Annotated in this window: 18 protein-coding genes; 5 read left to right on the forward strand and 13 right to left on the reverse strand. The window is 60.8% G+C overall.

Going from position 1 to position 19,778, the window contains the following annotated elements:
* Positions 1 to 20 precede the first annotated feature (20 nt).
* From hflC to BMY98_RS18090, 9 genes are all read right to left on the reverse strand, one after another.
* Positions 21 to 890, reverse strand: coding sequence for a protease modulator HflC (hflC, locus tag BMY98_RS18050; RefSeq protein ID WP_074891421.1), 870 nt, complete (start codon positions 888 to 890; stop codon positions 21 to 23).
* Positions 890 to 2,071, reverse strand: a complete 1,182-nt coding sequence (hflK, locus tag BMY98_RS18055; RefSeq protein ID WP_074891422.1) for an FtsH protease activity modulator HflK — start codon at positions 2,069 to 2,071, stop codon at positions 890 to 892. The genes hflC and hflK overlap by 1 nt, the downstream gene beginning before the upstream one ends.
* A 96-nt stretch (positions 2,072 to 2,167) precedes the next feature.
* Positions 2,168 to 3,469, reverse strand: a complete 1,302-nt coding sequence (gene hflX, locus BMY98_RS18060; RefSeq protein ID WP_074891424.1) for a ribosome rescue GTPase HflX — start codon at positions 3,467 to 3,469, stop codon at positions 2,168 to 2,170.
* A gap of 12 nt (positions 3,470 to 3,481) precedes the next feature.
* Entirely contained in the window at positions 3,482 to 3,742 is a 261-nt protein-coding gene (gene hfq, locus BMY98_RS18065) for an RNA chaperone Hfq (RefSeq protein WP_019691505.1), read from the reverse strand.
* Positions 3,743 to 3,846: 104 nt separating this feature from the next.
* On the reverse strand, positions 3,847 to 4,818 hold the full coding sequence (gene miaA / locus BMY98_RS18070) for a tRNA (adenosine(37)-N6)-dimethylallyltransferase MiaA (protein WP_074891426.1): 972 nt from the start codon (positions 4,816 to 4,818) through the stop codon (positions 3,847 to 3,849).
* Positions 4,818 to 6,773, reverse strand: a complete 1,956-nt coding sequence (gene mutL / locus BMY98_RS18075; protein ID WP_175514189.1) for a DNA mismatch repair endonuclease MutL — start codon at positions 6,771 to 6,773, stop codon at positions 4,818 to 4,820. The genes miaA and mutL overlap by 1 nt, the downstream gene beginning before the upstream one ends.
* A gap of 26 nt (positions 6,774 to 6,799) precedes the next feature.
* On the reverse strand, positions 6,800 to 8,242 hold the full coding sequence (locus tag BMY98_RS18080) for an N-acetylmuramoyl-L-alanine amidase (protein ID WP_217648319.1): 1,443 nt from the start codon (positions 8,240 to 8,242) through the stop codon (positions 6,800 to 6,802).
* Between the two features lie 13 nt (positions 8,243 to 8,255).
* On the reverse strand, positions 8,256 to 8,726 hold the full coding sequence (gene tsaE / locus BMY98_RS18085) for a tRNA (adenosine(37)-N6)-threonylcarbamoyltransferase complex ATPase subunit type 1 TsaE (RefSeq protein WP_074891431.1): 471 nt from the start codon (positions 8,724 to 8,726) through the stop codon (positions 8,256 to 8,258).
* Positions 8,714 to 10,210, reverse strand: a complete 1,497-nt coding sequence (locus BMY98_RS18090; RefSeq protein WP_074891432.1) for a bifunctional ADP-dependent NAD(P)H-hydrate dehydratase/NAD(P)H-hydrate epimerase — start codon at positions 10,208 to 10,210, stop codon at positions 8,714 to 8,716. The genes tsaE and BMY98_RS18090 overlap by 13 nt, the downstream gene beginning before the upstream one ends.
* A 62-nt stretch (positions 10,211 to 10,272) precedes the next feature.
* Here BMY98_RS18090 and queG point away from each other — a divergent pair, with 62 nt between their 5' ends.
* Positions 10,273 to 11,391 (forward strand): tRNA epoxyqueuosine(34) reductase QueG, encoded by a 1,119-nt coding sequence (queG, locus tag BMY98_RS18095; RefSeq protein ID WP_083398825.1) that lies wholly within the window; start codon positions 10,273 to 10,275, stop codon positions 11,389 to 11,391.
* A gap of 12 nt (positions 11,392 to 11,403) precedes the next feature.
* Here queG and BMY98_RS18100 read toward each other — a convergent pair whose 3' ends face one another.
* A complete protein-coding gene (locus BMY98_RS18100; RefSeq protein ID WP_074891435.1) occupies positions 11,404 to 12,015 on the reverse strand; it encodes a trimeric intracellular cation channel family protein in 612 nt (203 codons plus the stop codon).
* A 110-nt stretch (positions 12,016 to 12,125) separates the two neighbouring features.
* Positions 12,126 to 12,662 carry an oligoribonuclease gene (gene orn, locus BMY98_RS18105; protein WP_065987811.1) on the reverse strand — a complete coding sequence of 179 codons (537 nt, stop codon included), beginning with the start codon at positions 12,660 to 12,662 and terminating at the stop codon, positions 12,126 to 12,128.
* A gap of 113 nt (positions 12,663 to 12,775) precedes the next feature.
* On the opposite strand from orn, the gene rsgA reads away from it, so the two are divergent.
* The gene (gene rsgA, locus BMY98_RS18110; RefSeq protein ID WP_074891436.1) at positions 12,776 to 13,807 is read left to right on the forward strand and encodes a small ribosomal subunit biogenesis GTPase RsgA; all 1,032 of its coding nucleotides are present in this window, start codon (positions 12,776 to 12,778) and stop codon (positions 13,805 to 13,807) included.
* 411 nt (positions 13,808 to 14,218) lie between these two features.
* Here rsgA and motB read toward each other — a convergent pair whose 3' ends face one another.
* Complete coding sequence (motB, locus tag BMY98_RS18115; protein ID WP_074891438.1) at positions 14,219 to 15,274, reverse strand: flagellar motor protein MotB; 1,056 nt, start codon at positions 15,272 to 15,274, stop codon at positions 14,219 to 14,221.
* A 3-nt stretch (positions 15,275 to 15,277) separates the two neighbouring features.
* Complete coding sequence (gene motA / locus BMY98_RS18120; RefSeq protein ID WP_037015764.1) at positions 15,278 to 16,129, reverse strand: flagellar motor stator protein MotA; 852 nt, start codon at positions 16,127 to 16,129, stop codon at positions 15,278 to 15,280.
* 211 nt (positions 16,130 to 16,340) lie between these two features.
* Between motA and BMY98_RS18125 the strand changes: the two genes are divergently transcribed.
* Genes BMY98_RS18125 through asd form a run of 3 tightly spaced genes read left to right on the forward strand, consistent with a single transcriptional unit; the run spans position 16,341 to position 19,662 of the window.
* Positions 16,341 to 17,876 carry an HDOD domain-containing protein gene (locus BMY98_RS18125; RefSeq protein WP_074891439.1) on the forward strand — a complete coding sequence of 512 codons (1,536 nt, stop codon included), beginning with the start codon at positions 16,341 to 16,343 and terminating at the stop codon, positions 17,874 to 17,876.
* Between the two features lie 46 nt (positions 17,877 to 17,922).
* Positions 17,923 to 18,738 (forward strand): rhodanese-like domain-containing protein, encoded by an 816-nt coding sequence (locus tag BMY98_RS18130; RefSeq protein WP_074891441.1) that lies wholly within the window; start codon positions 17,923 to 17,925, stop codon positions 18,736 to 18,738.
* 54 nt (positions 18,739 to 18,792) lie between these two features.
* Positions 18,793 to 19,662 (forward strand): archaetidylserine decarboxylase, encoded by an 870-nt coding sequence (gene asd, locus BMY98_RS18135; protein WP_175514190.1) that lies wholly within the window; start codon positions 18,793 to 18,795, stop codon positions 19,660 to 19,662.
* Positions 19,663 to 19,778: the final 116 nt, after the last annotated feature.

The following is a 19,778-nucleotide window of genomic DNA, read 5'->3' on the forward strand; positions in this document are numbered from 1 at the left end:
GTGATCAGGTGCTGATGCGATTACGGCTTGGACTTTTGCAGATAGCGGAAGAACTCGCTGCTTGGGTCCAGCACCATCACGTCGCTTTTGTTCGCGAAGCTTTCACGGTAGGCGCGAAGACTACGGTAGAACGCGTAGAACTCCTGATCCTGACCGTATGCCTTGGAGTAAATCGCGGACGCCTGAGCATCACCATCACCGCGTGCCTCTTCAGACTCGCGATACGCTTCAGCCAACAGAACGCGGCGCTGGCGATCAGCGTCGGCACGGATGCCTTCAGCCAGCTCGTTACCCTTGGCGCGGTGCTCGCGTGCCTCACGCTCACGCTCGGTGCTCATACGCTCGAACACGCTGCGGTTCACTTCCTTCGGCAGGTCGATGGCCTTGACCCGAACATCGACAACTTCAATGCCCAGCTCTTTGCCAGCCATGGTGTTGAGCGACGCAGTGATGTCAGCCATCAACGCGTCACGCTCACCCGAAACCACTTCGTGCAGGGTGCGCTTGCCGAACTGGTCTCGCAGACCGGATTCGAGACGACGAGAGAGACGCTCATCGGCAATCTGCTTAAGGCCGGATGTCGCGGTGTAGAAACGCTCCGCGTCCTTCACGCGCCATTTGGCATAGGCATCGACCATCACGGCTTTCTTTTCCAGCGTCAGAAAACGCTGAGTCGGTGCATCAAGCGTCATAAGGCGGCCGTCGAACTTGCGCACCTGGTTCACGTAAGGAATCTTCACGTGCAGGCCCGGCTGAACATCAGCTTGAACAACGCGACCGAACTGCAACAGCACTGCTCGCTCGGTCTGAGCGACAATGTAGAAGCTGTTCCAGGCGACCACGGCCAGTACGACGCAGGCGATCAGGGCAACCAGAGATTTATTGCTCATCAGCGAGTCTCCCTAGTGCGCGTGTCGCGTTGCTGTTGCATGTCCGCTGCCCGTGAGCCCGGATCTGCCGGTGCAGCAGCAGCGCCGCCGGCGGTAGACGGGTTGGAACCGTTACGACTGCTATCGATCATTTTGTCCAACGGCAGATAAAGCAGGTTGTTCTGACCTTTGTCGCCGGTCACGAGTACCTTGCTGGTGTTGCTGAAGACTTCCTGCATGGTGTCCAGATACAGACGCTCACGCGTGACCTCCGGTGCCTTGCGGTACTCGGCAACCAGTTTGGTAAAGCGGTCCGCTTCACCCTTGGCCCGAGACACCACTTCATCGCGATAACCGTTGGCATCTTCGACGATACGCTGAGCCTGACCGCGCGCTTCCGGGATCACGCCGTTGGCGTAGGTTTCAGCCTGGTTACGTGAGCGCTGCTCGTCTTCACGGGCGCGGATCACGTCATCGAACGCTTCCTGGACTTCGCGCGGCGCCGCAGCACTCTGCACGTTGACCTGGGTTACGGTGATGCCGGTGCGATAGGTGTCAAGGAAGCGCTGCAGCCGCTCCTTGATTTCGCTGGCCATCAACTCACGACCTTCAGTCAGCACCTGATCCATGGCGGTCGAACCGACCACATGGCGCAAGGCGCTTTCGGTAGCATGCTGCAGGCTGACTTCAGGCTGATCAACGTTCAGCACGAAATCCTGCAGATTGGTGATCTTGTACTGCACGGTCAGTGGCACTTCGACGATGTTCTCGTCTTCGGTGAGCATCTGGCCTTGCTTGCTGTACGCACGCTCACGCGTCACGTTTTCGAGGTACTTGCGATCAAACGGCGGGAAATAGATGTTCAGACCCGGCCCGACGGTGTCGTAGTACTTGCCGAAGCGCAGCACTACGGCCTGCTCCTGCTCGTCCACCACATAGATTGCGTTGTACAGCCAGATTGCGAGCAGCACGACAAGACCGATGCCGAGCAGGCCGAGGCCACCGCCCTTGCTCGATCCACCGCCGCTGCCGCCGCCATCGCCACTGCGTTTCTTACCACCACCGAACAACCCATTCAGGCTTTCCTGCAGCTTACGGAAGGCCTCGTCGAGATCCGGTGGCCCCTTGCGGTCGCCGCCCTTGCGCTTACCACCCCAAGGATCCTGATTATTCGAGTTGCCACCCGGCTCATTCCAAGCCATAGCGCTCTCCATCTGATAAAGCAAAGACGCGCCCACGGCGCGCCGACCAATGCTACAGAATGCCCGTCAAAGCGGTACAACCGCTTTGTCAGGCTTTTATTGCAAAGTGTGTTGCTCGATGAATTCCAGCGGCTGCAGTCCTTCGCGACTCACCAGGCGATTGAATTCAACTCGGGGTAACCGAACAGCCAGAAGACTCTGGCCTTCTTCGTCGTGCTCTTCGCTCTGCACCGCACCCAGGTTGAAAAACTGGGCACGCAACCGGGCGAATTCCTGCGTGAGGCGCAGCGTCCCCACAAAGAGGTCATTGCCCAACACTTCGGCGATGGCCTGCTTGAGCAAATCCAGACCACGCCCGTCACGGGCAGAAACCCAGACCCGCTGCGGCTTGCCATCGGCATCGCGTTGAATCTGCGGCTCAACCCCTTCGAGCAGATCGAGTTTGTTATACACCTCAAGCATCGGCAAGTCCTGGGCGCCAATCTCGCCCAGCACCACCATGACCTGCTCGATCTGCTCAAGGCGGTCGGGCTCGTGAGCGTCGATCACATGCAACAGCAGATCGGAGTTGCTCGACTCTTCAAGCGTAGCCCGAAAGGCCTCGACCAGCTTGTGCGGCAAATGGCGGATAAAACCTACCGTATCAGCCAGCACAATCGGCCCCAGGTCTTTGACTTCAAGGCGGCGCAGGGTCGGGTCGAGGGTCGCGAACAGTTGATCGGCCGCGTAGACGTCAGAGTCGGTCACCGCATTGAATAGCGTTGACTTGCCGGCGTTGGTATAGCCGACGATAGAAACCGTAGGAATGTCGGCGCGGGTGCGGCCACGACGGGCCTGATCACGCTGACTGCGGACTTTTTCAAGCCGGCCCTTGATCTGACGCAAGCGCACGCGCAACAGACGTCGGTCCGTTTCGAGCTGGGTTTCACCCGGACCGCGCAGACCGATACCGCCGCCCTGACGCTCAAGGTGAGTCCAGCCACGAACCAGCCGCGTACTCATGTGCTCAAGCTGGGCCAGTTCGACCTGCAGCTTGCCTTCATGGGTGCGCGCCCGTTGGGCGAAAATGTCGAGAATCAGGCCCGTACGGTCAAGCACGCGACACTCGAAAACACGTTCGAGGTTACGTTCCTGACTGGGTGTAAGGACATGATTGAAGATGACGATATCTGACTTTTCGGTTTTGACCAGGTCGCGTAATTCCTCGACCTTGCCGCTGCCTACCAGATACTTGGCCGTTGGCCGATGCCTTGGCACGTTGACGAACGAGACAATGTCGGCGCCGGCCGACAGCGCCAGTTCCCTGAACTCCTGCGGATCTTCGCGCGCCTCAGGGTCCTGACCATCCAAGTGAACGAGGATCGCCCGCTCACCACCACTGTGGCGCTCAAAGAACAAAGCAGACTCCTATCAGGCGTTACCTGGCTCGGCGTCAGCCTGCTCGGATTCGGTAGCGCTAGGCAGACGAATCGGGCGGACGGGAACGACAGTCGAGATGGCGTGTTTGTAGACCATTTGGCTGACAGTGTTCTTCAGCAAAATAACGAACTGGTCAAAGGATTCGATAGTGCCTTGCAGCTTGATACCGTTTACCAGGTAGATCGAAACCCCAACCTTTTCTTTACGCAAAGTGTTCAGGTAAGGGTCTTGTAGCGAATGCCCTTTTGACATGTGCCGCACTCCTTTAAGGATCAATAGAATAAATTCGAAACCATTGGCTTGGGCCGCTACCTCCCGAAGGCTATCCCCCAAGGATAGACGGCTATTGCAAGGACTCAGCTCAATATGGAGACCGACCCCAGGTATTTCAAGGCGCGTGGCAGATTGTCGCAAGCCAGGCTGTCCAACCAGTGCAAATCCTGCCAGCTGCGTAACCAGGTGAACTGCCTCTTGGCCAACTGGCGCGTGGCAATGATGCCGCGCTCCTGCATCTCGTCCAGAGCCAGCTTGCCGTCCAGATGATCCCAGACCTGGCGATACCCTACAGCTCTTATAGACGGTAAATTCGAGTGCAGATCACCCCTCGAACGTAGCGCTACGACTTCTTCAACGAACCCTTCATCAAGCATTTGCCTGAAACGCACAGCAATTCGGTCGTGGAGCACCTTGCGATCCGTCGGTGCGATCGCGAGATTTGCGACAGTATAGGGCAATTGATGACGCCCCGAAGCGCTCGCTTGAGCACTTTGCGCACTTTGTTGTTCTCGGTGCGCGGTCATGCTCACGCCGCTCACCCGAAAGACTTCCAGCGCGCGAACCAGCCGCTGGGGATCGTTGGGGTGAATCCTCGCTGCCGACACCGGATCAATGCTCGCCAGCTCATCATGCAACGCCTGCCAACCCTGACTGGCCGCTTGCGCTTCGATCTGCGCACGAATTTCGGCGTCAGCTGCAGGCATATCGGCCAACCCTTCCAGTAGAGCTTTGAAATACAACATCGTGCCGCCCACCAGCAGGGGAATTTTTCCCCGGGCGGTAATTTCCGCCATGGCGTGCAAGGCATCGGCTCGAAAATCCGCTGCAGAGTAGCTCTGGCTCGGATCGAGGATATCGATGAGACGGTGTGGATACGTGTCCAGCAGCGCTTTTGAGGGCTTGGCGGTGCCGATGTCCATGCCGCGATAGACCAGCGCGGAATCCACGCTGATCAGCTCACACGGAAGCACTTTGGTCAGTTCGATAGCGAGATCGGTTTTGCCGGCGGCGGTCGGCCCCATCAGAAAGATGGCTGGAGGAAGGGCTTTCATCAGCGACCGCGCAGGAATAGTTTGTCCAGATCATCCAGACCCAACTGGGTCCAGGTCGGCCGTCCATGATTGCATTGACCGCTGCGCTCGGTGTTTTCCATATCACGCAGCAGGCCGTTCATTTCCGGAATGGCCAGCCGCCGATTGGCGCGAATCGCACCGTGGCACGCCATGGTGCCGAGCAGTTCATTCATGTGCGCCTGAACGCGGTCGCTGGTGCCGTACTCCATCAGATCGCCCAGCACGTCGTGCACCAGCCGATTCGCCTCAGCCTGCTTGAGCAGCGCGGGGATCTGCCGGATCGCGAGGGTCTCGGGGCCGAGGCGTTGCAATTCGAAGCCCAGTTGCTGGAAGGTCGTCATGTGCTCTTCAGCGCAGTCGGCCTCGCGCTGACTGACCGCGATGGACTCCGGCACCAGCAGCGGCTGACCGCTCAGGCCTTCGCTGGCCATGGCGATCTTCAAGCGCTCGTACATGATCCGCTCGTGGGCCGCGTGCATGTCCACCAGCACCAAACCGTGGGCGTTTTCCGCGAGGATATAAATGCCTTTGAGCTGAGCGAGGGCATAACCCAGCGGCGGAACATCGCCCTGGGACTCGGGCAACGAGACACTGCCTGCGCTCGCCGGAGCCTGCGCGCCGGGCAGCGGGGCAAAGAATTCGCTGTAAGCGGCACGCGTCTCTTCAGCCGGAAGCACCGACGAAGGCCGCGGCGTGTACTGATACTGGTAACCCGCGCCACTGCCAGAGCCGGGGGCGGTTCCGGCCGGCGGATTCCAGGCCTGACCTTGTGGCGTCTCGAGCACGTTATTGGCCAGGCGCATTTCGCCCTGCGGTCCGAACTCGCCGGCATCCGGCCCAGTGGGTCGCACCAGCGCGGTGACCGAGGTGGTGCCAGCTAGCTGATCTTCAGGCCGCACATCGCCAAGGGCGCGATGCAGGGTGCCGTAAAGGAAATCGTGAACCATGCGCCCGTCGCGGAACCGCACTTCGTGCTTGGTCGGATGGACGTTCACGTCGACAACCGCTGGATCGACTTCGAAAAACAGCACGAAGGTCGGATGCCGGCCGTTGAACAACACGTCGCGATAAGCCTGACGCACGGCGTGGGCAACCAGCTTGTCGCGCACCGCACGGCCGTTGACGAAGAAATACTGCAGATCGGCCTGACTGCGCGAGAACGTCGGCAGCCCGACCCAGCCCCACAACCTCAACCCATTGCGCTCGACCTCGATCGGCAGGGCCTGCTCCAGAAACCCGGGTCCGCAAATGGCCGAAACCCGCCGCGCGCGGGATACGTCGTCACGCGCTTCGTGCAGGCTCAGGACGGTCTTGCCGTTATGGCGCAAATGAAAGGCCACGTCGAAACGCGCCAGCGCCATGCGCTTGATGACTTCTTGAAGATGATCGAATTCGGTTTTCTCGGCCTTGAGAAACTTGCGCCGCGCAGGGGTGTTGAAGAACAGGTCGCGCACTTCGACGGAGGTGCCGACAGGGTGCGCAGCCGGCTGCACACGCGAGGCCATGTCACGGCCCTCGGTCTCGACCTGCCAGGCCTGGTCGGCATCACGAGTGCGCGACGTCAGGGTCAGACGGGCCACCGAGCTGATCGACGCCAAGGCCTCGCCCCGGAAGCCAAGGCTCATGACTCGCTCAAGGTCTTCCAGGTCGCGGATCTTGCTGGTGGCATGTCGGGCCAGCGCAAGGGGCAGGTCATCCGAGGAAATGCCGCCGCCGTCGTCCCGAACACGCAGCAGCTTGATGCCGGCCTGCTCAACGTCGACATCGATACGACGCGCGCCTGAATCGAGGCTGTTTTCGAGCAGCTCCTTGATCACCGAAGCCGGTCGTTCTACGACCTCGCCCGCAGCAATCTGGTTGGCAAGCCGTGGGCTGAGCAGCTGAATACGCGCAGCTTCTGCCGCAGGTAAATCGGGACTTACGCTGACATCCAGTTCCTGGTCACCGAGCAACAGGTCAGTCACGGCTCACCTGCCAATTCTGCGCTGGGGATTCTCAGCTCCTGGCCAACTTTCAGCTCGTCCGAGCTCAGATGATTGGCAGTGCGAAGCATTGGCATGGTCATGTCGTAGCGCGCCGCGATCATGCTCAGCGATTCGCCAGGGCGCACTGTGTGCTCACGCGCGCCCATGGCCAGCTTGCCGCTATCACGAAGCCAGGCGATGTATGTGCCTTGCGGCGGATTCTGCTGGAAGAACTGCTTCACACCCGCCGTGATGGAGCGCGCCAACGCCTGCTGATGGCTTGCGCCTTGCAGTTTGTTCGCTTCGGCTGAGTTGGAGATGAAGCCGGTCTCGACCAGAATCGAAGGAATGTCCGGCGACTTGAGCACCATGAAGCCGGCCTGTTCAACGCGGGACTTGTGCAGCGAGGTGACCCGGCCAATGTTGGTCAGGACCTTCTGGCCAACGTTCAGGCTTGAAGTGAGCGATGCGGTCATCGACAAATCGAGCAGTACGCCGGCGAGCATGCGGTCTTTGTCATCGAGGCTCACGGCCCCGGCGCCACCGATCAAGTCGGAACGGTTTTCACTGTCCGCCAGCCACCGTGCTGTCTCCGAGGTCGCACCGCGTTCGGACAAGGCAAATACCGAAGCGCCGAAAGCCGCCGAGGAAGGCGCGGCGTCGGCGTGAATGGACACGAACAGATCAGCACCTTTGGCGCGGGCAATTTCCGTGCGCTTACGCAGCGGGATGAAGTAGTCGCCGGTGCGGGTCAGCTCTGCGCGGTAGCCCTTTTCGCCATTGATCTGGCGCTGAAGCTCCTTTGCAATCGCGAGTACGACGTTCTTTTCTTTCTCACCACGGCCGCCAGAGGCGCCCGGGTCTTCGCCGCCATGGCCGGCATCAATGACGACGACGATATCGCGCTTGCCGTTTGGCACAGGGGTCAGTTTGATCTCGGGCTTGGACGGGCTGATCGGCACCACTGCGGGCGTCGCAGGCGCGGCGGTGGCCGGAGTATCGGCCACCGACGGCGGCGGGTTGGCATCGGCGGCGTTGTCGTACAGATCGACCACCAGCCGGTTGCCATATTGCTGGTTCGGCGCCAGGGTGAAGCTCTTTGGCGTCACCGCCTTTTTCAGGTCGATGACCACACGCAAGTCATCGGGCGTGCGCTGCGCTGAACGCATGCTGGTGATCGGTGTGTTGGCCGTCGGCACATTCAAGGCGCCGCCCAGAGTGGCGCCGTTGATGTCGATGACCAGGCGATCAGGGGACTGCAGCGTGAAGACACTGTGCTGAACCGGGCCAGACAGGTCGAAAACCAGTCGAGTGTTATCCGGCGCACGCCATAAGCGGACACTTCGTACCTGTGAAGCGGCCAACGCGTCGACAGCCAGTGTCGCCAGCAGCAGTCCAATCACAGTAACCAGCGCGCGCATGCGCATACCAAACCCCATATCTATTGAATGTCTATTTAAACGAAGGCGCCAAAGCTGCACACCACATCTCGCCACGCGAGCTTTTCGGGCTCAGCGTCAACGCTCGACCTTCACCGAGCGGCCTTATGGTAATGATCAGGTCAGGCTTTGGCAAAAAGCCTGCACCCAGATTGGGCCATTCGATGAGACAAAGGGCATCGACTTCGAAATAGTCCCGGATGCCGAGGAATTCTAGCTCTTCTGGATCAACAAGTCGGTAGAGATCAAAGTGATACGCGCGGTTTCTCCCAATTTCGTAAGGTTCTACCAGCGTAAACGTCGGACTTTTTACCGCGCCCGTATGGCCAAGGCCGCGAATTATCCCTCGGGAGAGCGTGGTCTTGCCCGCCCCCAGATTGCCCTCCAGAAAAATAATGCCACTGCTTTCAGTGACTTGGGCAATGCGTGCCCCGAAGTGGGTCATGGCCTCTTCACCCATGAGGTCCAGGGTTAACTCAGACACGGTTGGTGCTCCTCCAGAAGCTGACGAATAACAGGAATCAGATCAGCGGCAGCCAGCCCTCGCCCGCTGGAGCCGCATTGCTCACCGGCGAGAGCGTGCAGCCAGACGCCCAGACAGGCAGCATCGTAGGGGCTCATCTTTTGCGCCATCAACGCACCGATGACGCCGGACAGCACATCGCCCAGCCCGCCGGTCGCCATCGCCGGGTGGCCGTGATCAGCCAATGCAAGGTCACCTGCCGGGTTGGCGATCAGGCTGCCGCTGCCTTTTAAAACGCATACAGCATTGAATTTGCTGGCCAGCGCCCGCGCCGCAGCCGGCCGATCGGCCTGAATCTGTTTGGTGTCAGTGCCGAGCAGGCGCGCGGCTTCCCCAGGATGCGGGGTGATCACGCAGCCCTGGGGCAATTGCACCGCGCCGGTCGCCAGTTCGTTCAGCGCATCGGCATCCCAGACCTGCGGCAACGGCGCATTCGCAGCCGCGGACAGCAGACTTTTTCCCCAGCTGTGCTGGCCAAGGCCCGGACCGACCACCAGCACCGACGCGGGCTCGATCAAGGCGCGCAGCTGGTTGGCCGAGCTGATGCCGGCGCTCATGACTTCAGGGAATCGCGTCAGCGCGGCGCTGACATGTTCCGGCCGCGTGGCCAGCGTGACCATGCCGGCGCCGGTGCGCAGCGTGCTTTCCGTGGCGAGCAATGCAGCGCCGCCGAAACCCCGATCGCCGCCCACCACCAGTACGCGACCGAACATGCCCTTGTGCGCAGTGCGTGAGCGAGGGGCCAGGGTGGGCAGGTTGAAGGTGTCCAGCCGTTTGACGCTCACGGGCGTCTGCCGAATGATTTCGGCGTCCGCCTGCAAGTCATCGAGCACCAACTCGCCCACCAGTTCGGGCGCATCGCCAGTGAACAACCCGACCTTGAGGCCTATGAAGGTGACGGTCAGATCGGCGCGGACTGCACAGCCGAGGGTTCGCCCCGTGTCCGCGCACAGCCCCGACGGAAGATCGACGGCGACCACGGGCAACTCACTGTCGCTGATGGCTTCAATGGCCGCAGCGTAAGGCGCGCGCACGTCACCGGTCAGTCCAGTGCCAAGCAGCGCGTCGACAATGACGCCGGCCAGCGCCTGCTGTCGCCAGGCCTGAATATCGACATTGGCGGCAACCGCTTCTTCATAGGCGGAACGGGCATCGCCGGCCAACATATCGCTATCACCCACGGCCAGCACGTTAACTTGCCAACCGGCACGCCGGGCCAGCGCGGCAATGAGATAGCCGTCGCCGGCGTTGTTGCCGCGACCGGCCATCACGGTCAGTTGCCTGCCCTCGGGCCAGCAGCGGCGGATCGCACGCCACGCGGCATGGGCCGCGCGCTGCATGAGTTCGAAGCCGGGCGTGCCGGCGGCAATGAGGCGCGCGTCGAGGTCGCGCACCTGCGCAGCGCTGTACAGCGCGTCGGGAAATGGGGGTTTGCTGTCCAACATGCGTCTTTGGGCTCCGATGTCTGGCAGAATTATACGCACCTGCGCCCCGGTGTCCTCTTTGCATGTCCGCGATAACTGTAGACCCATCCACAGCTCCAGCGCCTCTGACGGCAGCCGGGCTGACCGACCTTGCCCAATCGATCAAGGGCTGGGGGCGCGAGCTCGGCTTTCAGCAGGTCGGGATCTCGGGGCTGGACCTGGCTGAGCACGAGCAGCACCTGGAGCGATGGCTGGACGCCGGGTATCACGGCGAGATGGACTATATGGCAGCGCATGGCAGCAAACGTTCGCATCCGGACGAGCTGGTGCCGGGAACGCTGCGCGTGGTGTCGTTGCGCATGGACTATCTGCCCGGCCACACGCAGATGGCTCAGTTGCTGGGGCAGCCCGAGAAAGCCTACGTCTCCCGTTACGCGCTGGGCCGTGATTACCACAAGTTGATCCGCAAGCGCGTGCAACAACTGGCGGAGCGCATTCAAGAGGCGATCGGGCCATTCGGGTTTCGCGCGTTCGTCGACAGCGCCCCGGTGCTTGAGAAGGCCATTGCCGAGCAGGCCGGGCTGGGCTGGATCGGCAAGAACACCTTGGTGCTCAATCGCAAGGCCGGCAGTTACTTCTTCCTCAGCGAGCTGTTCGTCGACCTGCCGCTGCCGGTAGACGCGCCACACGCCACCGAGCATTGCGGGCGCTGCACGGCGTGCCTGGACGTATGCCCGACCAACGCTTTCGTCGGGCCCTACGTGCTGGATGCTCGAAAGTGCATTTCCTACCTGACCATCGAGCTGAAGACGTCGATCCCCGAAGACTTGCGCTCAATGATCGGCAATCGCGTATTCGGCTGTGATGACTGCCAGATTGTCTGCCCTTGGAACCGCTTCGCCCGGCCAACCGATCAGACAGACTTCAAGCCGCGCCACGGTCTTGATAACGCCGAATTGACGACGCTGTTTTTGTGGGACGAAACGACCTTCCTGAGCAACACCGAAGGCTCACCGCTGCGGCGTGCCGGGTATGAACGCTGGTTGAGAAATCTGGCCGTGGGGCTGGGCAACGCACCGTCCACCATCCCTGTGATCGAAGCGCTTAAAGCACGGCGGGAGCATCCGTCAGAGATGGTGCGCGAGCATGTGGAATGGGCGTTGGGACAGCATGACGCCAGGGGCTCAGAACGCTTGCTGTAATCGCACGCTGGCTCAATGCCCGTCTTTGTAGATAAATTTCGGCATTTCCCACCTAAACCTGATTGCCAGCAGCCGCAGCAACAGCCCGCCAAACAATGTAATCAGCGTGCCCTGCTCCACCGGTAGTCCAGCGTACTGACACAGCAAAAAACACCACGCGGCGGCAAACGACACGCTGGCATACAACTCGCGGCGGAAGATCAGGGGGATGTCGTTGCAGAAAATATCCCGCAGGATCCCGCCAAACACGCCGGTGATCACCCCGCTCACGGCGGCGACGGTCATGCTCAGGCCCATGTCCAGGGCAGTCATGCAGCCGATCAGGGTAAACGCCACCAACCCCAAGGCGTCGAGCACCAGAAACAGTGAGCGCAGATGGCGCATCAGCGGAGCGATGAAAATCGTCACCAGCGCCGCGACACTGGTGAGCATCAGGTATTCCGGGTGCTTGACCCACGTCAGCGGGTAATGCCCCAACAGCACATCGCGAACCGAACCGCCGCCCAAGGCAGTGATGCACGCGATCAGCACCACACCGAACCAGTCCATGCCGCGACGGCCTGCGGACAGCGCGCCGGTCATGGCCTCGGCCGTAATGGCAATCAGGTAGAGCATCAACAACATGGCGGCAGTCCCTGCGAGAAAGGGGCGCAGTCTAACCACTCGGTCGGGTCACCAACAGAGAGCGTTGACCTCTTTACCATCTGGTGGCGACCGGGCTCAGCGCCCTGTCATCACGACTTGATGAAGTGCTCGCGATAAAAGCGCAGCTCGGCGATCGACTCACGAATGTCATCCAGCGCCAGGTGGGTGCTGCCCTTCTTGAACTTGAGGTCGGGCGACCAGCGCGCGGCCAGCTCCTTGAGGGTTGAAACGTCGAGGTTGCGGTAGTGGAAATAGTTTTCCAGTGTCGGCATGCGCTTGTACAGGAAGCGACGGTCCTGGCAGATGCTGTTGCCACAGATGGGCGAACTGCGCTCGGGGACCCACTGCTTGATGAACTCAAGCGTCATGGCCTCGGCTTCGTCGTTGGAGATTTTGCTCTCGCGCACACGCTGGGTCAGGCCGGAACCGCCGTGCTGGCGGGTGTTCCATTCGTCCATGCCGTTCAGAAGCTCATCGCTCTGATGAACCGCAATGACTGGGCCTTCGGCCAGGGTGTTGAGTTCGCTGTCGGTGATGATGGTGGCCATCTCGATGATGACGTCGTTATCAGGGTCCAGACCGGTCATTTCCAGGTCGATCCAGATCAGATTCTGTTTGTTCTGCATATGTCGGCTCCTCAGCGTTGGCGCGCAGTTTAGCCCACCCGGGCGTGCTAGACTCGCCCGCGCTTTATCAAATCAGCACCTTTATGCGTCTTCAAACGGAACACTGAACACCCATGGCCAAACGCCAACTCAATCGCCGCCAGAACTGGCGCATCGAAAAGATTCAGGGCGAACGCGCAGCGCGTGCCGCCAAACGTGAATCAACCGCTCTCGAAACGCTGGAAGGCGGCGATCTCGGCCCCGAGCAAACGGGCCTGGTCATCGCGCACTTTGGCGTGCAGGTAGAAGTCGAAGCGCAGGACGGTGAGCTGCAGGGTCAGGTTTTCCGCTGTCACTTGCGTGCCAACCTGCCAGCGCTGGTCACCGGCGACCGAGTCGTGTGGCGCGCTGGCAATCAGGGCATCGGCGTCATCGTTGCGCAGTTGCCCCGCGATACAGAACTGAGCCGCCCGGACAGCCGGGGCCAGCTCAAGCCGGTCGCCGCCAACGTTGACTTGATCGTCATCGTGTTCGCACCGGCGCCCGAACCCCATGCCAACCTGATCGACCGCTACCTGGTGGCTGCCGAGCACGCGGGGATTCGCCCGCTGTTGCTGTTGAACAAGTTTGACTTGATCAACGATCAGAATGCGCCCGCGCTCAATGCGCTGCTGGCCGTGTACCGCACGCTGGGTTATCCGGTGCTGGAAGTGTCAGCCCACCACGGCGACGGCATGCAGCAATTGCAGGACCAGCTGGATGGCCACATCAGCGTGTTCGTCGGTCAGTCCGGCGTGGGCAAATCTTCGCTGGTCAACAGCCTGCTGCCGGAAGTCGGCACGCGCGTCGGGCCGTTGTCGGAGTATTCGGGCCAAGGCACGCACACCACGACCACCGCGCGCCTGTTCCACTTTCCGCGCGGCGGCGACTTGATCGACTCACCGGGTATTCGTGAATTCGGCTTGGGGCACGTCAGCCGCGCCGACGTCGAAGCGGGTTTTATCGAGTTCAACGACCTGCTCGGCAGATGCCGCTTCCGCGACTGCAAACACGACCGCGAACCCGGTTGTGCCTTATTGCAGGGCCTAGCTGACGGCCGCGTGCAGCAACAGCGCATGAACAGCTATCGCTCGATCATCGCAAGCTTGCCGGAAAGCAGCTACTGACGGGCGCCGCCCGATGTGGCGCTCCTGTGCGAAATCCACCGCAGATGCCGACGTGCTGGCAAATGCGGTGCGCCAATTACGCTGCAGTGCCAGAACTGACGCCTTCGCCAGCAAGCCGGCTCCTACGAATTCTGAGTCAGCCATGGCGCATCAATTCGACGAAGAACTCAACGCCGGCCATGGCATCCAGACTCGACGAAAAATTTGTAGGAGCGCGCTTGCCCGCGAAGGCGGCGTGTCAGGCAATCGATTCGTCACAGTAAGAGCGCTTTCGCGGGCAAGCGCGCTCCTACAATTGAATTGCGCCACACGCCCTCTGCGGCGCACGGGATCTGCATGAGACTCGGCTGTCGAAAGGCACAACCAAAAACGCCGCGATCATCGCGGCGTTTTTGTGTCTGCAACCAGGTATCAGTTCTTGGTCTCGTCGATCTTCAACTGGCCCTGATCAAATATATTCAGCTTCTGCCGAATCTCGTGGGGCTGGGCATAAGCCTGCGGGTCAACTGCCGGTGTGGAAATCGACGCCCCCGGCTGATTGGCCGGTGCGGTAGCGCCAGGTGCCGGCAATGGCGCGGCGGCTCCAGGCGCATCCGGGGTTTGCGGTGCTCCACCTGAATTCTGCGCACCTTCGATCCGCTGCTGCGCTTTCTTGGTCATCACCACAATGTCGATGCGACGGTTGATCGGATTTTGCGGGTGCTCCTTGTCATACAGTGCCGAAGACGCATAACCCACCACGCGCGCCACCTGCTGATCCGGATACCCACCCGCGAGCAGCGCACGGCGAGCAGCATTCGCCCGGCCGGACGACAGCTCCCAGTTGCCGAAGCCGTTGTTGCCGACAAAAGGCGTCGCGTCGGTGTGACCACTGATACTGACTTTGTTGGGCACCGCTTTAATGGTGTCGGCCATGGCCAGCAAGATGTCTTCGAAATACGGTTTTAGCTTCGCACTGCCGATGTCGAACATCGGGCGGTTTTCGGCGTCCGTGATCTGGATACGCAAGCCGTCCTGAGTAATCTCGAACAGAATCTGGTCCTTGAACTTCGCCAGTTGCGGATTCTCGTTGATCTTGGTCTGCAACTCTTGCAGCAACATCTCCAGACGGTCCTGCTCGACCTGCTCGGCGGCGGCGTCCTGCTGATCCGCGTCGACCGGCACGCGATCCGGCGAAGGCGTGGATTGCACCTCCGGGTTCAGCGTCTGGTCCGGGGACATTTCCGGCGAACCGCCCAGGTCGATAACGTACGGCGAGCCGCTTTCGGAAAAACCGACCGGATCCTTAAAGTAACCGGCGATGGCGAGCAGTTGTTCGGGCGTGGCCGACGACATCAGCCACAGCACCAGGAAGAACGCCATCATCGCCGTCGCGAAGTCGGCAAATGCGATCTTCCAGGCGCCGCCGTGATGCCCTCCGCCGTAGCGCTTGACGCGCTTTATGATAATCGGCTGATTATTTTCCATGGATCAACGACCGCGGACAGCTTGTTCCAGCTCGCTGAAGCTGGGGCGATGGGCCGGGTACAGAACCTTGCGACCGAACTCTACGGCCAGGGAAGGCGGCACGCCGGACGCCGACGCTACGAGCGAAGCCTTGATCGATTCATAGACGTTCATTTCTTCCTTGGCATCGTGGGCCAGGGAAGTGGCCAACGGGCCGAAGAAACCGTACGCCGCGAGAATACCGAAGAACGTACCAACCAGCGCCGCACCAACGTGCATGCCGATCGCGGCTTTGTCGCCGGAACCCAGCGAGGCCATGGTCACCACGATACCCAGTACCGCAGCAACGATACCGAAGCCTGGCATGGCATCGGCGACACCGGTCACTGCGTGGGAAGGATGCTCGAGCTCTTCTTTCATGCTCAGCAGTTCCATGTCGAACAAGCCTTCCAACTCGTGGGGCGCCATGTTGCCGGAAGACATGATGCGCAGGTAATCGCAGATGAAAGCGATCATGCGGGTGTCTTTGAGCACGCCAGGGTACTTGGCGAAAATCGGGCTGTTCTCGGGCTCTTCGATGTCGCCTTCGATGGCCATCATGCCTTCGCGACGGCTCTTGTTCAGGATCTCGTAGACCAGGCCCAGCACTTCGAGGTAGTAGCCGTGGGTGAACCGGGTGCTGAACATCTTCAAGGACTTCTTGATGACCAGCATGGTCATATAGCCCGGGTTGGCTTGCAGGAATGCACCCAGCGCCGCACCGCCGATGATCATGACCTCGAAAGGCTGGATCAACGCTGCGATCTGACCGTGGGACAGTACGTATCCGCCGAGAACGCTCGCGAAAACGACGATGATGCCGATAATTTTTGCCATAGGTAGAAAATACTTACTGAGTCGGGTTCATGGTCATTGTGCGAGAAGCGCTTGAAACTCTTGTCCTGCTTATCGGCATGAATGCGCCAGACTATAGTCAGATCACAGGAAAATGCTGACCGGTGCGTCGCGACGGACGTTGCGTCACGAGGGCCAGCATGATGCCAGTATCCGACATCGATCTAACCTCCCAGCCGTACGGGTGTTGTGAATGCAATCAGATAAAGCTTCTTCGCTACCTGTCCCGCGCACCCTGGATCAATGGATAAAACAACTCGACGGCATCGCCTTGCCGGTGCCGGCGGTGGCGTATCAGCGCGTGCAGGCGGCATTGACCGACAGCCGTCGCTCACTGCGCGATATTGCCGAACTCATGCAGGACAGCCCGGCGTTGGTGCTCAACGTTTTGCGCGAAGCCAACCTGAACAGCCCGGCCACGGCCCAGCCTGCGGAGAGTCTTGAAGTTGCCATCAACCGATTGGGGCTGGCGCGCACCGAAGCGCTGCTGGCGCGGTTGCCCAGTGTCGATGCACGGGATATCCCCATGGCTCTGCGTCAGATACAGCTGATCAGTCAGCACGCCATGCAACAGGCTTACGGCCTGTTCGCCAATCAACTGGCCCGGCTGTGGCAAGACATCCATCTGGGCAGCCTGCTGTTTCTTTCGCCGCTGTGGCCGATGGCGCTGGCGCACCCAAAACTGCTGGAAGAGTGGGAGTTGCGGGTTATCCACAAGGGCGAGTGCGCAAAGGCTGTGGAAAACACGCTGTTCGGCGTGCGACTGGTGCATTTGTGTCAGGCGCTGGCGCAGCACTGGCGCCTGCCGATCTGGGTGACCCAGGGCTACGAGCTACTGACCTCCCAGCAACGCAATCTGGTGAGAGTCCTGCGCATCGCCCACAGCAACAACGACCCGGTCAAGCAGCAACAGCAACTCGACGCCGACTTGCCGCTGCGCCGCTGGCTCAACCAGCCCGCCAATACAATTTTGCTGGCCAATGGTCTCGCGCTGTCGGCGCACCAGGCCTGGGACACGCCGCACAGCCTGCGCTGGCAACTGCTCACCAGTCTGTATCTCCAGCAGTCACTGGATGATCTCCAACAGCAGGTTCACCAGAACGCAGCGGCCAGCGCGCGTCAGCATTCCAGCCCGGACATCTGGCACCCCGCCCAGGCGTTGCTGTGGCCGTGGAATGCACGACGAGTACATAAGGGCTTGTTGCCTGCCCCGCCCCCCTCACCCGACGCCTTGCAGACGTGGCGCAAGCACTGCGCCGATTTGCTCAAAGAGCCCGGCATGTTCATCAACGCGATACACCTGACCACCTGCGCCCGGGATGCCCTGGTAGCCGCGGGCATGCAGCGAGTGGTATTGCTGATGACCGATCGCAAGACCGACAGCCTGCGCGTGCATCAGATTGCGGGCGTAGAAAAGTCGGCCGCTGCGTTGCTGGTGCCCTACAAAGACAGCACCGTACTGCAACGCCTGCTCGCCCAGCCCACGCAGTTGCGCCTGACGCCGGCCAACAACGCTCAGTTTTCGGCGCTGCTGCCGCCGCAACTGCGCAATCTGTTCAGCGGCGAAAACCTGTTGATCCGCTCGCTCGCCAGCAATGGACGCGTGGTGATGATGGTGGTGGCTGATCAGGGCGGCGGGCCGTTTTCCGAAGTCTCCGTCCAGGCTTTCGGGAAAACAGGCCAGTGCATCGAGAAAGCCCTCACCACCTTTAGCCATCGCAATGGCTGACGGCTGAGCTACAATTCGGAACCTTTTCGCGATCCGGAGACGCTAGATGTCTGCCTTTTCAAGCTTGCCGCTGGTCATCGAGCCCGCAGACCTGCAAGCACGACTCAGCGCGCCAGAGCTCATTCTGGTCGACCTGACCAGCCCGGCCCGCTATGAGGCCGGGCACATCCCGGGCGCACGATTCGTCGATCCGAAACGTACGCAACTGGGCCTGCCACCTGCGCCGGGGCTGCTGCCCTCCCACGGGCATCTGGAAGCGCTGTTCGGCGAACTGGGACACAACCCCGACGCGGTGTACGTGGTGTATGACGACGAAGGCGGTGGCTGGGCCGGCCGGTTCATCTGGCTGCTCGACGTCATCGGACACAAAAAGTATCACTATATCGACGGTGGCCTGCTCGCCTGGCAAGCCGAAGGCCTGCCAATGTCGACAGAGGTGCCAAAAGCAGTCGGCGGCCCGGTTTCTCTGACCTTGCACGACGAGCCCACGGCCACCCGCGAATACCTGCAAAGCCGTCTGGGCGCCGCTGACCTGGCGATCTGGGACGCGCGCGCGCCGACCGAGTACTCCGGCGAGAAAGTCGTCGCGGCCAAGGGAGGTCACATTCCTGGCGCCGTGAACTTTGAATGGACCGCCGGCATGGATCAGGCGCGCCACCTGCGCATCCGCAAGGACATGCCGAAGATCCTTGAAAATCTGGGCATCACCCCGGAGAAAGAAATCATTACCCACTGCCAGACCCATCATCGCTCGGGCTTCACCTATCTGGTGGCCAAGGCGCTGGGTTACCCGAGGGTCAAGGGCTACGCCGGCTCCTGGGGCGAGTGGGGCAACCATCCGGACACCCCGGTCGAGAAATAAATCGGCGCCCGACGAGGCGTCGATCCGTATTCCCCTTTTTCAAACGTTTTAGGAATCTTGATGAAACAGCGTCTGTTTATCCTTTTCCAGTATTTGCTTCCCCATCATCTGCTGTCGCAACTGGCCGGATGCGTGGCCGAATGCCGCGTACGCTGGTTCAAAAATGCCTTCACCCAATGGTTTGCGCGCCGCTATCAGGTCGACATGTCCCAGGCTCAGGTCGAAGACATCACCGGGTACCCGCACTTCAATGACTTCTTCACCCGTGCCCTCAAACCGGGTGCGCGCCCGTTGGACCCGACGCCGGGCGCCATCCTTTCCCCTGCCGACGGCGCGGTTAGCCAACTGGGCCCGATCGAACACGGGCGGATTTTCCAGGCCAAAGGCCACAGCTACAGCGTATTGGAACTGCTGGGCGGTGACGCGCGCCTCTCCGCGCCGTTCATGGGTGGCGAGTTCGCAACCGTTTACCTTTCACCGAAAGACTATCACCGCGTTCACATGCCGCTTGCCGGCACTCTGCGCGAAATGGTTTACGTGCCGGGCCGACTGTTCTCGGTGAACCAGACCACAGCGGAAAACGTGCCGGAGCTGTTCGCCCGCAACGAGCGCGTCGTCTGCCTGTTCGACACAGAGCGCGGTCCGATGGCCGTTGTGCTAGTCGGCGCCATGATCGTTGCCTCGATCGAAACCGTATGGGCGGGCCTGGTCACGCCGCCCAAGCGCGAGCTCAAGACTTTCCGTTACGACGAAGCGGCACGCGCGCCCATCCATCTGGAAAAAGGTGCCGAGTTGGGGCGCTTCAAACTGGGTTCTACGGCCATCGTGCTGTTCGGCCCGAATCAGGTGAAATGGTCCGAAATGCTGGCGGCCGGTTCGTCGGTGCAGATGGGTCAGGCCTTGGCGTTGCCATTGCAGGCCTGATTCTTGCCTTAGCTAGTCCCTGAGAGCGTGATGCTGTTTTTCTGGCGCAATTGCTTAAAGCCGTCGCGCTGCATCACGCATCACCAGGGATTGCGGGGTGGGTCCAGGACAATGGG

The sequence above is a fragment of the Pseudomonas graminis genome, assembly GCF_900111735.1.
GTDB classification, from domain to species: domain Bacteria; phylum Pseudomonadota; class Gammaproteobacteria; order Pseudomonadales; family Pseudomonadaceae; genus Aquipseudomonas; species Aquipseudomonas graminis.